The sequence below is a fragment of the Bacillota bacterium genome (assembly GCA_024655925.1).
In the GTDB taxonomy this organism is placed as follows: Bacteria; Bacillota; DTU025; order DTU025; family JANLFS01; genus JANLFS01.
Genome location: JANLFS010000001.1, coordinates 49,140 through 62,848, shown reverse-complemented (window position 1 = coordinate 62,848; position 13,709 = coordinate 49,140). Strand labels below are relative to the sequence as shown.

General features: G+C 57.9%; 13 protein-coding genes. 10 read left to right on the top strand and 3 right to left on the bottom strand.

What is annotated here, in order from left to right; all coding sequences use genetic code 11:
- From NUW23_00265 to NUW23_00250, 4 genes are all read left to right on the top strand, one after another.
- Positions 1 to 471, top strand: a 471-nt coding sequence (locus tag NUW23_00265; GenBank protein ID MCR4424614.1) for an ATP-binding cassette domain-containing protein, incomplete at its 5' end; no start/stop codon positions are given.
- A gap of 19 nt (positions 472 to 490) precedes the next feature.
- Positions 491 to 1,198, top strand: coding sequence for an ABC transporter ATP-binding protein (locus NUW23_00260; GenBank protein ID MCR4424613.1), 708 nt, complete (start codon positions 491 to 493; stop codon positions 1,196 to 1,198).
- 53 nt (positions 1,199 to 1,251) lie between these two features.
- The gene (dapA, locus tag NUW23_00255; GenBank protein MCR4424612.1) at positions 1,252 to 2,139 is read left to right on the top strand and encodes a 4-hydroxy-tetrahydrodipicolinate synthase; all 888 of its coding nucleotides are present in this window, start codon (positions 1,252 to 1,254) and stop codon (positions 2,137 to 2,139) included.
- Positions 2,140 to 2,305: 166 nt separating this feature from the next.
- Positions 2,306 to 2,635 carry an SDR family NAD(P)-dependent oxidoreductase gene (locus NUW23_00250; protein ID MCR4424611.1) on the top strand — a complete coding sequence of 110 codons (330 nt, stop codon included), beginning with the start codon at positions 2,306 to 2,308 and terminating at the stop codon, positions 2,633 to 2,635.
- Here NUW23_00250 and NUW23_00245 read toward each other — a convergent pair.
- The 3 genes from NUW23_00245 to NUW23_00235 are packed head-to-tail and all read right to left on the bottom strand — an operon-like array spanning position 2,632 to position 5,943.
- Complete coding sequence (locus tag NUW23_00245; GenBank protein MCR4424610.1) at positions 2,632 to 3,957, bottom strand: 2-oxo acid dehydrogenase subunit E2; 1,326 nt, start codon at positions 3,955 to 3,957, stop codon at positions 2,632 to 2,634. The two genes, NUW23_00250 and NUW23_00245, sit on opposite strands and share 4 nt — an antisense overlap.
- A gap of 14 nt (positions 3,958 to 3,971) precedes the next feature.
- A complete protein-coding gene (locus tag NUW23_00240) occupies positions 3,972 to 4,949 on the bottom strand; it encodes an alpha-ketoacid dehydrogenase subunit beta (protein ID MCR4424609.1) in 978 nt (325 codons plus the stop codon).
- A 16-nt stretch (positions 4,950 to 4,965) separates the two neighbouring features.
- The gene (locus NUW23_00235) at positions 4,966 to 5,943 is read right to left on the bottom strand and encodes a thiamine pyrophosphate-dependent dehydrogenase E1 component subunit alpha (GenBank protein MCR4424608.1); all 978 of its coding nucleotides are present in this window, start codon (positions 5,941 to 5,943) and stop codon (positions 4,966 to 4,968) included.
- A gap of 207 nt (positions 5,944 to 6,150) precedes the next feature.
- Here NUW23_00235 and NUW23_00230 point away from each other — a divergent pair, with 207 nt between their 5' ends.
- From NUW23_00230 to NUW23_00205, 6 genes are all read left to right on the top strand, one after another.
- Positions 6,151 to 6,885 carry a FadR family transcriptional regulator gene (locus NUW23_00230; GenBank protein MCR4424607.1) on the top strand — a complete coding sequence of 245 codons (735 nt, stop codon included), beginning with the start codon at positions 6,151 to 6,153 and terminating at the stop codon, positions 6,883 to 6,885.
- Between the two features lie 2 nt (positions 6,886 to 6,887).
- Positions 6,888 to 9,305, top strand: coding sequence for a formate C-acetyltransferase/glycerol dehydratase family glycyl radical enzyme (locus NUW23_00225; protein MCR4424606.1), 2,418 nt, complete (start codon positions 6,888 to 6,890; stop codon positions 9,303 to 9,305).
- Positions 9,306 to 9,321: 16 nt separating this feature from the next.
- On the top strand, positions 9,322 to 10,413 hold the full coding sequence (locus NUW23_00220) for a TRAP transporter substrate-binding protein (protein ID MCR4424605.1): 1,092 nt from the start codon (positions 9,322 to 9,324) through the stop codon (positions 10,411 to 10,413).
- A 144-nt stretch (positions 10,414 to 10,557) separates the two neighbouring features.
- A complete protein-coding gene (locus NUW23_00215; protein ID MCR4424604.1) occupies positions 10,558 to 11,061 on the top strand; it encodes a TRAP transporter small permease in 504 nt (167 codons plus the stop codon).
- On the top strand, positions 11,043 to 12,341 hold the full coding sequence (locus NUW23_00210; protein ID MCR4424603.1) for a TRAP transporter large permease: 1,299 nt from the start codon (positions 11,043 to 11,045) through the stop codon (positions 12,339 to 12,341). The genes NUW23_00215 and NUW23_00210 overlap by 19 nt, the downstream gene beginning before the upstream one ends.
- Positions 12,342 to 12,383: 42 nt before the next feature.
- Entirely contained in the window at positions 12,384 to 13,271 is an 888-nt protein-coding gene (locus tag NUW23_00205) for a glycyl-radical enzyme activating protein (protein ID MCR4424602.1), read from the top strand.
- Positions 13,272 to 13,709 lie beyond the last annotated feature (438 nt).

Here is a 13,709-nt window from a genome sequence, read left to right as displayed (position 1 = left end):
GGACAGCATGTCGCCACGAGGTCCGGGCTGCTTGACGCAATCACTAGAAGTTCTCGATTCCGCAAGGAAGAGGATGGAGCGCGCGATAAGGCCGTTGAGCTACTGGATTTTGTCGGTCTCGGCTCGAAGATGAACGAGCTATCCAGAAACCTGCCTTACGGTGAGCAGAAGAGACTGGAGATTGCACGCGCGCTTGCAGCCGAGCCGAGGCTCATACTCTTGGACGAACCAACAGCCGGCCTGAACCCCAGGGAGAAAGCAGCCGTATCAGACCTGATACGGGCTGTCCATGAACGTGGGATTACTGTCATCCTCATCGAGCACGACATGAGGGTGGTCATGGGGATCTCCCAGCGGATTGTAGTCCTCGACCATGGGGAGAGGATAGCAGCGGGCACGCCGGACGAGGTCAAGGCGGATGCGAGAGTCATAGAGGCCTACCTCGGGAAACAGCCAGCGGTGAAGTCCTGACGTTTTGGGGGGATTCTCGGTGCTCAAGCTCAACAATCTTCACGTATATTACGGCGCGGTCCATGCCCTAAAGGGCGTGTCCCTTGAAGTAAACGAAGGCGAAATCGTGACCCTCATCGGATCGAACGGAGCGGGCAAGAGTACCACGATCAAGGCTATCAGTGGGCTCGTCTCTCCGAGCTCAGGATCTGTGGAATTCATGGGTAAGCAAATCAGCGGCATGCTCCCACACCAGGTGACGTCTCTAGGGGTGGTTCAAATCCCCGAAGGCCGGCGGATATTTCCTGAAATGTCGGTTCGGGAGAACCTGGAGATGGGGGCGTTCTGCCGCAGGGACAGCCGGGGGATCGAGCGTGATATCGAATCAGTGTTCGACCGGTTTCCTCGCCTTCGCGAGCGGTCACGCCAGCTGGCTGCTACACTCAGCGGAGGGGAACAGCAAATGCTCGCGGTGGGAAGAGCGCTCATGGCCCACCCAAAGGTGCTGCTGCTCGACGAGCCCTCGATGGGGCTTGCGCCGATACTTGTACAAGGGGTATTCGAGATAATAAGAGAGATAAATGCATCCGGTACGACGATCCTGTTGGTTGAACAAAACGCCAGCATGGCTCTGGCCATCGCCGATCGGGGCTATGTGTTGCAGACTGGCGAGATCGCGCTCGCCGGCCCGGCGGAAGAACTGCTCAGGAGCGAAGAGGTACGCCGTGTCTACCTTGGGGAGCTGTGAGCGCCGAGGGCTTGCTTACTGCGCTGAGAACAAACTTGGAGGTGGCGTTACCAGTGTCTTTGGAGATCAAAGGAGTTATCCCCGCAATAGTTACGCCCCTTGATCAGCGTGACCAGGTGAACGAGGCCGCACTTCGGAAATTAGTGAACTACCTGATAGATGGCGGGGTGCACGGGTTGTTTCCCGTGGGTAGCCAGGGGGAGTTCTACGCGCTAACGACAGAAGAGAAGAAGCGCGTGATCGAGACAGTAGTAGATGAGACCCGGGGTAGAGTGCCTGTCTACGCTGGCACAGGAGCTGTGACTACAAGGGAAGCCGTTGAGCTCACACGCGTGGCAGAATCAGCTGGTGCAGATGCGGTGTCCGTGATCACCCCATACTTCGTATCACCTAGCCAGTCGGAACTCGTTGAACACTTCACAACGATCGCAAAGGCCACGAAGATCCCAGTCCTCCTCTACAACAACCCGGCGCGAACCGGATGCAACATCACCGCCCAGACAGTCGAGACCTTGTCCAAGGTCGAGAACATCCGTGGGATCAAGGACTCTAGCGGCGACATGACACTCACCGCCGAGTATATCCGACGCACTCCGGAAACGTTCTCGGTGCTCATGGGCCGGGATACGCTCATATACGCCGCACTCTGCCACGGGGCCAAGGGTTCGATTACCGCGACAGCTAACGTAGCTCCCAGACTGGTGTCTACGATATATGATGCGTTCATGGCGGGAGACAGGAAGACTGCACTTGATGCCCAGTACAAGCTGGCGCCTCTCAGACTGGCGTTTGGGCTTGGGACGTTCCCCGTTGTCATAAAGGAAGCGCTCAACATGATAGGCATCGAGGCCGGATATGCCAGGGCGCCGGTGGGGCCCATGGCTGAGGATAAAAAGGCCGAACTACGTACGGTTCTGACGGATATGGGACTTCTGGGGTAAGCCGCAGCAACCAGCGAGGCGTCCAGTCACAGGCCTTTCCGGCCAGGCGGGCGCCTCTTCAACTTGCAGGAGGGGTGGAATTGATCCTAGATAGTTTCGGGCTGAAGGGCCAGGTCTGCTTCGCCAGTGGGGCTAGTCGCGGCATCGGAAAGGCCACCGCAGGGAGCTGGCCGAAGCAAGAGCGGATGTGGTCCTGACCGGTCGACGTGAGGAGACTCTGTGTAAGGCAGCACCGGAGGTGTCTACGGGGTGTACCAGAGTCTTGCGGTTCCAGCTGGACGTCTGCGATACTGCACAGATACAAGACGTGGTGGGGCGGGTGTGGCAGATGCTTGGCCGCATAGACGTCCTCTTCAACGTAGCTGGAACGATGGCGCGTAAGCCTGCTGTTGGGGTGACCGAGGCCGACTACCGAGTCGATGCGATTGCACCCGGTTTCGTCCTGACAGATCTCAACCGCGCCTTCCTCGAGAGCGGGGCGCAAGGGCGAATCTAACAGAGAAGGCTCCGCAGCCCGGCCTCATCCCCCCGCACTATCTCCTCGATCCGCTTGAGGAACCTGGCTGCGAGTGCCCCGTCTGCGGCTCTGTGGTCACACGTGAGCGTGAAAGCCGCGACAGAATGAGCAACGATCCCCCGGTCTTCCAGGTAGAGCTGAGGCTTAAACCTACCGACTGCTAGTATGGCTGCCTGCGGGGGATTAAGAATCGCCGCGAACTCGTCTACGCCCAGCATGCCCAGGTTCGAGATGGTGAAGGTCCCGCCGGCCAGGTCGTCCGGAAGCAACGACCCATCACGCGCCCTTTTGACAAGGTCGTTCAATTCGAGGCAGATGTCCGCGACGCTTTTGGCCCGGGCACCGTAGATCGTCGGCACGGTGAGCCCCGCGCTGGAATCTACCGCTACGCCTATATTGACCTCCGGCTGGACGCGAACCTCCCTGTCATTCACAAAGGAGTTCAAGGTTGGGAAGCCTTTAAGGGCTTCGGCGACTATCTTCACAAGCATGCCTGTGTATGAGATCCGGACGCTGTGACTCCGCTCGATCTCCGGAAGAAGCTCTTTCCGGAGGTTCACCAGTTGGTCAAGACACATCTCTACGGTAACGTGGAATTGAGGCGCCTCGCGTGCGGACCGGGACATCCGCTCGGCAATCAGTCCGCGGACTCCTGTAAGGGGTACCACTTGCGGCTGGTCTCCGGTCCCCCGGGCGTTCTGTGTATTGTCGTGTTGGGCAATCCTGGCAGCATGCTTGCTCGCTGCGGCTCTCACGTCCTCTTCGACGATCCTTCCGCCTGGACCCGTTCCCCTGATACTGCGGAATTCGCAGTCGGTGAGGCCAAGTTCCTTCGCGGCTCTCCTGGCTGCCGGGGACGATTTGACAGGGACGGCTTCGGCTGCCGAGTCCCCCAGAAGGGGTTGCGACGAGGAGGATTCCACGTCTGCGGGTGCTGTAGGTTCCGCGCACGTCAACCGTTCCCCTTGGCCTTCCGTAGCCGCTTGACGCCTGCCATTGGCCGCGAGGTTCGACTCGGTTAGAGTGCTTTCGGCGGCGGGGAGACCTTCGTCGCCTGCGGCGTCCTCGTCGACGGTGATCCTGCCCACCACTTCCAAGATCGGGACCGTGGATCCTTCAGTCGCTATGACTCTGAGGACCCCCGAGCCGGGGGACTCAATCTCCATGGTGGTCTTGTCCGTCATTATCTCGAGGACTGCCTCGCCCTTCTCCACCTTGTCTCCATCCTGCTTGATCCAGCGGAGGATAGTTCCTTCCGTCATGGTAAGGCCCAGCTTGGGCATTATTATGTCAACCGCCACAGGTGCTCACCTCGTCATTTCCCGAGAGTCCGCATGACCGCCTTTATTATCGATTCCTCGCCCGGCACTACGAATTGTTCCATGGGAGGGCTGAACGGGATAGGGACGTCCTTGGTCCCGACCCTCTCGATGGGAGAGTCCAGGTAGTCAAAACACGAGTGCCCCAGGATGGCGGCAAGCTCAGCGCCGGCCCCGCACGTGATATGCCCTTCATCTGCGATCACTACCCTGCCGGTCTTCCGAACCGACGCCTCGAGCGTCTCCCGGTCCAGGGGGTTTAGGGAGCGCGGGTCGACTACCTCGATGTCTATGCCCTGCGGCGCGAGCTTCTCCGCGGCGGCGAGCGCCTTTTGGACGAGGAACGATGTGCAAATGACTGTTACATCTCTGCCCTCGCGCTTGACGTCGGCTTTGCCCAGTTCTATCACGTAGTCTTCCTCCGGCACCGGTCCTGCGAAGTTGTACTCCATTTTGTGCTCGAAGAACATCACGGGATCGTTAGACCGGATGGCTGCCTTGAGAAGGCCCTTAGCATCGTAGGGAGAGGAGGGGAGGACTACCCGGAAGCCTGGTACGTGCCAGAACCACGCATGCAGGCTCTGGGAATGCTGCGCCGCTGAAGATCTGCCTCCTCCTATGGTCGTCCTGACCACCATGGGCACTTCAAGCTGCCCCCCGGACATGTAGCGGAGTTTGGCAACTTGATTCACTAGTTGGTCCATGGCGTTGGCAGTGAAATCGCTGAACATCACCTCTATAACTGGCCGGAACCCATTCACGGCCAGACCTAACCCCACGCCGCAGATCCCATTCTCGGAGATGGGGGTGTCCATCACCCTTTCATCTCCGAACTCCGCCCAGAGTCCGTCGGTAACCTTGAAGTTCCCGCCGTACGGCCCTACGTCTTCACCGAGAAGGACCACCCTGGGATCTCGCGTCATTTCCTCTTTGAGGGCCTCATTGATTGCTTGCCGGTATGTTATGTTCCTCATGTCTCCACCTCCGTTCCTAGAGAACTCCCTGGCCGCCAGAGTATAGATCTTCGAGAGCCTCCTCCGGCGCAGGCAGCGGACTCCCTTTGGCGTACTCGACTGCTTCGAGAAGAAGCGAATCGACCGCCCCTTGTATCTCGCGCACGTCTTTCGGTTCGAGGATGCCCGAAGAGATCAGCCGGTCTACCATCCGGGTTATTGGATCCGCGTTCTTCCAAGCAGCTATTTCGTCTTGCGGCCTATAAGCCGTGCCCGGTTCGCCGCAATGGTGTCCACCGTGCCTGTAGGTCTTGCACTCGAGGAGAGTGGGCCCCCCGCCGGATCTCGCTCTTTCCACGGCCTCCTTAGCTGCGTCGTATACGGCTAGTACGTCGTTGCCGTCAACAGTGACACCCGGCATTCCATAAGAGGACGCTCTGACGGCCACGTCTTTGATGGCCTGGTGACGTGTCTGCGATACGGAGATCCCATAGAGGTTGTTTTCGCAGACGTAGACCACCGGCAGCTTCCAAAGCCCTGCCATGTTGAGACTCTCATGGAAGGTTCCTTGGTTGGTTGCGCCGTCTCCAAAGAAGCACGCCGTCACCTGTCTGGATCCTTTGAGCTTGGATGCGAGGGCTGCGCCGGTGGCCATGGGTATGCCTCCCGCCACAATGCCGTTGGCGCCGAGGATTCCGAGCTTGACGTCGAATATGTGCATGGAGCCGCCCTTCCCTTTACAGTACCCTGTCGACCGGCCCATGACTTCGGCCATCATCTTCCTCACGTCCCCGCCCTTGGCGATGCAGTGTCCGTGCCCCCTATGAGTGCTCGTTATGAAATCGGTCTGATCAAGAGCCGAGCATACGCCGACAGCAACAGCTTCCTCTCCTATGTAAAGGTGAGCCAAGCCTGCCATGTACCCGGACGCATAGAGGTCTCTCACCCTCTCCTCAAATCCGCGTATCAGCATCATCTTCCTTAACATCTCAACCTGGAACTCAGGGTCAACCATAAGACGCTCCTCCCATCCAGGCAGTCTGTCTGACAATCTGACTGTCCTGGCGTAACGGAGTTTCTCTGTCAGGGATTCGGAATCCTGCTTAAAAGCATATGAAATTTCTCATTCGAACTTGCAGGAACATGGGTCCGGGTGGAGAACCAGTATCACTGTCAGACAAACATACAGGGCGACTCCAGTCCAATATCCGGAGGGATCCGTGTGAGTAACGGACCTGACTTCTTCCAGCCTGTGAGGACATCTTTCAAGTACGAGGCTGTCGCAGATCAGCTCGCGAGTCTCATTGCGTCCGGAAAGCTCAGATCCGGCGATACGCTCGGGCCGGAGGAAGAGCTCGCGGCACAGTTCGGGGTCAGCCGGTCGTCCATCCGGGAAGCGCTCAGACATCTACAGGCCAAGGGTCTAGTCCAGTCGAACGGTGGAGTCCGAACTGTAGCGGATACCAGTCGGCCTATGGCCGAGTTCCTCGATTCATCGCTTTTACTGGGCCAAGGCACTATCCTTGAACTGCTTGAGGTCAGGCGCATTCTTGAGATCGAGAATGCGGGTCTGGCGGCAAGACGCGCTACCCCCGACGATATCGCCCTCATGGCGAGAGCTGTGGGAGAGATGGAAGGCGGGCTAGAATCTAGCAGGGTGTACGTAGACGCGGACCTCGACTTCCATATGGCCATCTGCAACGCTACCAAGAACAGTGTAATGACAACCATGGTGCGTGCCATACGCGACGTAATTACTGACGCGCTTGAAATCACCTATCAGATACCTGGAAGCGCCGCGAAATCGCTTCTGCAGCACAGGCTGATTCTTGAAGCTATTCAGAGGGGGGACGCAGAGGAAGCGCGCAAGCTAATGGCTGAACACTTGGCCAAGATCGAAAAAGAGGTGAGGGAGGCCGGCGCGAAGCTGCCTTCCGGGTCACGAAGGAGGCGGTAGATTTGGCCGGGGTTGATAGTCTTCATCGCCTAGCAGCCCTGAAACAACGTCTCTTTGACATTCCACAAATCTGTACAGAACGTGCAAGACTTGTAACAGAAAGCTACAAGGAGACCGAGAACCTACATCCGGCGATGCGCGTCGCCAAGGCATTTGAGCATGTGCTGTCCAATAAGGCTCTCCCCATCGGCGACAGCGAGCTCATCGTCGGGAGTCTCGGAGCCCACCCGAAAGGAGTGCCTCTCTACCCCGAATTCGGAGTGAGATTCCTGGAACGGGAGATCGACGAATTCGATAAGCGGCCGTTCGACAAGTACCTCGTAAGTCCTGATGATAAGAGCATTCTCAGAAACGAGGTCATACCCTACTGGAAGGGCCGGTCGCGCGAGGACCGGTCGATAGCGTTTGCGTCTGATCTACTGCCCGATGAAGTGAAACCTGCATGGGACCCTGATTCCTTCGCCATCAAGCCCGTGATCTATGCTGGCTACAGGAAGGCTTCCGGAGACGGCCACGTGGTGGTGGACTATGAGCGGGTACTGAACGTTGGCATGAAAGGTCTACTTGATGAGGCCGAGCGCGCTCTGTCCGGGACCCACCTCGGGACCCACGAGGGTCCCTCGCGCCGTCTATTCCTTAGGGCAGTGATCACGTGCCTCAAGGCGGCAATAGCGTTCTCCAAGCGCTACTCCAACGAGGCGTCCAGGCTTGCCGCACGAGAGCACGAGCCGGAGCGGCGCAAGGAGCTTGAGGCCATCGCGGCTGTATGCGAAAGGGTCCCTGAACACCCTGCCCGGTCTTTCCATGAAGCCTTGCAGGCGACATGGTTCGCGCACATGCTTCTTTGGATGGAGAGCAATGGTCACTCCGTCGGCCTTGGGAGGATGGACCAGTACCTGTACCCCTACTACAAGGCGGATATGGAATCCGGGAAACTCACATCCGAACGGGTTCTTGAGTTACTAGGCTGTTTCTTCGTCAAAGTCTGCGAGATCAAAAAGATCCGCCCGTGGCCCGAGACCCAGTACAAGTCCGGCTACCCGACGTTTCAGGCTATAACTGTGGGGGGCCAGACTGCCGAAGGACGGGACGCCACCAATGAACTCAGCTACGCCATTCTCGATGTGACGGCGCAAATGCGGCTTCCTGAGCCTGTTGTTGTGGTAAGGGTCCATGAGGGCTCCCCGCACGAATTCCTCATGAAGGCCGGCGAAGCCTTGGTGAAACACGGGGGAGGCCTACCATCGTTCTTTGGGGACAGAGCTATCATCGGGGCCATGACCGATGCAGGCATCCCTCTGGACGATGCGCGAAACCACGCCATAATCGCATGTTCCGAACCCGTGGTACCTGGGAAACACGTCAGCCATACTGGCTCCAGCACCTACCTCAATCTTCCTAAGATCCTCGAGATGAGCTTGAACGGCGGCGTAGACCCAGCGACTAAGCTAGGCCTACATCCGGTCCAAGGCAGCCTCGGCGACTTCGAGTCCTTCGATGAGGTCTTTGCCGCATTCCGAGAACAACTAAGCTACTACGCTGCATTCGTGCCTGCGCTTAACAACATCACCTCTTACCTCGACACTATATACTACCCATCGCCCTACACGTCGTCGCTTCTCGCATTCAGGATCGAGATGGGCAAGGACATGAGCGAAGGAGGGGGACCGAATGAAACGAACACGATCGTCCAGGGCCACGGTCTCCCGAATGTGGCGAATGCTCTCTACGCCTTGAAGAAGCAGGTGTTCGACGATAAGGCTCTGACAGCCGCGGCGGTTCACCAGGCCCTCTTAAGTGACTTCGCTGGACCCGACGGCGAACGGATCCGCCAGATTCTCTACAAGTCCTCCAAGTACGGAAATGACCAGGAAGACGTCGACTCTATGGCCGCCCAAGTAGCTAAGGTATTCACTGAGGAGGTGAGGCGACACGACCCGCCGTGGAGGGGAGGTGTATTCGGCGTCTCATTCCAGGGGCTTACCGCTAATGTGCCCGAAGGGCGCGCGACGGGCGCCACCCCGGACGGAAGACGGGCGGGCGAGGCTCTGGCCGACAACCTCTCTCCGCAGGCCGGAACTGACGTGAATGGTCCCACTGCTGTTACACTATCCGTAAGCAAGATCGATCAATCCCGCTGTCTTAACGGAAACCTTCTCAATCTCAAGTTCCACCCCACCGCAGTCGCTGGAGAAGGGCTGTCCAAACTCATAGCCCTAATAAAGACCTACCTTGTAGACCTCTCAGGGTGGCAGGTTCAGTTCAACATAGTCTCCGCGGATAAGCTAAAAGCTGCACAGGCTGAGCCTGACCTGTACAGGGATCTCATCGTCAAGGTAGCGGGCTACAGCGCCCAGTTCATCTCGCTCGACCGTGCCTTGCAGGACCAGATAATCCAAAGAACTGAGCATTTGACCTAGGAGTCGAGCAGTGCATATGAAGAAAGGGAGGACTACCATGAGGACACTGGGGAAGATGACAAGTCTCGTCACGTTGTTGTTGTGCTGTTGTCTCGTTCTTACAGTAGGCGCGCCCTTGGCGGGATTGGCCGCGGAGCCCAAATACGAATTCCACCTTCCCTGCGCAGATCCGTTCTGGGGCGAAGGCGGCATCTGGGCGATGATCTTCGCCAGGTCGGTTGAGGAGATGACCGGCGGAGCGGTCAAGATAATCCTTCATTTAAACGGGGAATGGGGCGGAAGCGAGGAAGACTATGTCCGCAATGTCCAGCTGGGCGCGCTCGACATGGCGCTTACGGCGACCAGCAACATGGGTACATATACCACCAGTCTCTACACCTACGATGTGCCTTTCCTCTTCAAAAGCCTGCCTGCGCAGATAGCAAGTACTTTCGAGGACCGGACCAAGCTCACTCCCATGGTGGCTAAAATGCTCGCTCAGGCCAGCAAGGATGCAGGTTTCGAGGTCCTCTCGATCTCCCCGCTAGGGCGGAGAGACGTGTTCGCGCGCAAGCCTGTCAAGTCTCCCGCAGAGCTCAAGGGCATAAAGATGCGAACGATGGGAAGTCGTCCTCAGGTGGACGGCTTCAAGGCAGTAGGAACCGTGGTTACGCCGCTTCCCTATGGTGAGTGCTATACCGCCCTTCAGATGGGCACCATCGACGCGATGGAGAACTCTCCTTCGATATACTTCGAGAACCGCTACTACGAAGTCGCCCCGTACTGGCTTGGAACCAGCCACTACACCATTACCATGGCGATAATCATGGATAAGGGAAAGTGGGCCAGACTCCCGGAACAGTACAGAAGCGTAATGCGGGAGTGCGCGATCAGCTCCGGGTACATCGCTGCTCAGTGGGGTATGGGGGCGAGCGAGATGCTCCTGCAGAACGTTCTGCCCGAGAAGACAAAGCAGATGGTTCACCTAACCGACAAGCAGCGCGAGGAGATGCGAGCGGCAGCGTTGCCCAAGCTGCTCGACACGTATGGGAACAACATTGGGATGGATGTTCTCAAGGAACTGGCCAAGACCGACCGGATAATCGCGGATTGGCTTGCCAAGAAATAGTCATTTGAATGCGCCTGAGACTGGGCTGCCGCGCTCGATGACTCGGCGTTCGGAGCAGCCCAGTCTCCCGCCTTCCGGAGAGATTCACCGATGTAAAGGACGGGGATGATCGGCGTGACAGGGACCTCGCGCTCGAGGAGACCGTTGGATATCCTCTCGTGGACAGAGGAGACTGTGATGGAGGTTTCGGCGCTTGCGATCACACTTCTTACCGCGGGGGAGTCGATCAACAGATACTTCATAAAGGTGCCTCTGCCCTGGTATGAGGAGATCGTGCAGTTTCTCTATATGATGTTGGTGTTCTGGGGAGCGAGCAGGCTCGTTAGGGACAACGAGCACCTCAAGTTGGAGCTCGTTACGAACGCGCTCAAAGGTCGCGCCAAGCTTGCCTACGAGGCGTCTCTGTCACTGGTTTGCACGTTGATATCCGCTCTCGGCGTGTACTACGGACTGCAGATAACCATGAGGAACTCCGGCAGCACAGTGTACCTCCGGATTCCCAACAGGGTCATATTCGGACTCAGCTTGTTTCTAGGATTTGCGGCTATGACGATTCGCTACGGCCAGCGGTTCGCGAGTTACGCCAGGCAGTTGACCTCCGAAAAGCGCTCGCCGAAGGGGTGTAGAGAATGGCGACAGACTCCCTGATTGTCCTCGGGATTTTCGTTCTTGCGATCCTCGCTGGCCTTCCGATATCACATGGGATGCTTCTGACGAGCCTAGTCTTCATTCTCGTGAGCGGGCAGGGCGCGGGGGCCCTGGTGCTGACTTTCAGCCGGCTGCTGAGCGGGTTCTCCTTCTCGCTGCTTGCCATCTTCCTGTTTGTGACCCTCGGGATCCTGATGAACGAGACGAAACAGGCGGACTACATAGTGGATTTCTTCAACCTGGCGATCGGAAGGACCAAAGGCGGACTCGGACTCGTGACGACCCTCTCGAGCGCGGCGTGCGGTCCTCTCACTGGATCGGCTGTGGGCACCGCGAGCGCGGTCGGAAGCGTGATGTATCCGCAGATGATTAGAAGAGGGTATAGCTCCAGGTTCTCAACGGCCCTGATCGCCTACTCCGGAATCCTTGGATCTCTCATTCCTCCCAGCATCTCAGGATTAGTCTACGCGGTGATCGTCGGGCTTCCCGTGCTCGGGGTGTGGGTCGCCACCGCGGGCGTGGGCCTGCTTTATCTTGCGTTGCTTAGCGTGACCACAGTGATTGTGAGCCGCATGAGAGGGTACGGCGGCGGCGACCGGGCGGCTACCCGAGCTGAGCTGGTCAGGGCATTCCTGAAGGCGCTTCCTGCGGGAATCGTCCCGCTATGCGTGCTTGGATCGATATACCTGGGAATCGCCACTCCCACTGAGGCGGGCGCCATAGGAATCGTGGCGTCTTTGCTTCTCGGGGCCTTGTACTACAAGACTCTCACCAGCTTCGGACAAGTTCGGAGAACGATGTACCGCGCAGCGTGTGTTACTGCGGTGGTCATGTTCCTCGTGTGCGCGTCCTTTGCGCTAAGCTACGCTCTGACGATCACTGGATCCGTCAAGGCGATCGCCAGAGCGGCACTGCTGCTCACTTCAAACAAGTACCTGTTGTTGCTTCTGACAGGGGTTTTGCTGGTCATACTCGGGTGCTTCATGGACGACAGCGCGATCATGGTCCTTCTCGCCCCCATCGCAACCTCGATCCTAGGCCCCGCAGGCATTCACCCTTACCATCTTGCGGCCTACTTCACTTCAGTCTGCCTGTTGGGGCTTGTCACGCCGCCGGTTGGGACTGTCCTGTACTCGGCTTGCGCAATATCAAAGGAGCCGCTGCCGGGGCTTATGAAAGACATCCTCGTATTCTTCATACCCGCTCTGGCGCTGATCTTGATGATAACGTTCATACCTGGAATCTCGCTGTTCCTTCCGAGACTGTTTGGGTTCATGTAGAGACCAACTAGTTATGGAATGCCGCTGAAAGGAATCGGGCAATTGAGACGCGGAGTCGTTTTCAACGTGGAGAGGTATGCTGTTCATGATGGGCCCGGCATACGGACTGTGATCTTCCTCAAGGGGTGCCTTCTCAGGTGCAAGTGGTGCTCCAACCCGGAAGGGCAGGAGATCAAGCCAGAGTTGTGCTTCGAGCCTGCGGACTGTATTGGGTGCGGCCGATGTGCCGCCGTCTGCCCGAACGCAGGAAACGAAGTGAGGAGCGATGCGTGCCTCCAGTGCACGGATTTCGAGTGCGCCCAGGTGTGTTTGACGGGGGCTCGGAAGAAGGTCGGACGGGTTGTCACGGCAGGAGAGATAGTCCAAGAGGTACTAAGGGACCTGCCGTTCTATAAGCGATCCGGCGGAGGCGTCACACTGAGCGGCGGCGATCCGCTTTTTCAAGTGGAATTCGCCGCTGAGATACTTAACATGTGCAAGGAGCGGGATATCGGGACCTGCATAGAGACTTCCGGAGTCTCAGTCCATCCGGAATGGCGGCAGGTGGTTGAGCTCGCGGACTTTGTGTTCCTCGACATGAAGCACATAGTCTCGAACCTGTGTGAGGAGGCCACTGGGTCCGGAAACGACATGGTCTTTGAGGTTGCGAGAGCGCTGTCCGATCTTGCCAAGCCAACCGTGGTGCGGGTGCCGTTGGTCACAGGTTACAATGACTCCGAGGAGAACATGGCCGCAACTGCGCGCGCCGCGAGGAGCATTCAGTCTCTTGTGCGCGTCGAGATTCTTCCGTATCACAGACTCGGCGTTGCCAAGTACCGAAGGTTCGGAAAGGTCTACACCCTGGATCACGTGGAACCGCCGGCGCCGGAGACGGTCGCGCGGCTCAGGGAAGTAGTTGTCGCTGCTGGAGTCGAATGTAGGATAGTCTGACTGATGTTGCCTACAAACTCTCGGTGCCCAATCTGCTATTGCTGGTCGGCTGAACAAAGCCCCTGGCCTCGCCTACTAGCGGGACCAAGGGCTTCCGAATCCACGGATCTATGCAGTTCCTATGGTTGGCCTCATGAACTGCAGAGCACCAAGCGGTGTGCACGTTCACACCGGAGATGCGTATTCCGATCAATTCGGCCACGTGTTACGACAGGATCCGGCCGGCTATTCCGCTTCAATCCGGCCGGGTGTTGCGACAGGATCCAGCCACCTGTTCCGACAGGATTCGGCCACCCATCGGAGCAAAGCGACGCGGGACATCTCGAATGTAGCACTTCCAGTATTGGAATGTAAAGGGTGCAGCTGCCCCGGGATCCTTGGGCGGAGATCTACATAGAAACAAGGGCATTTGCATTTACCTCTTTCCCGGCGCTCTGA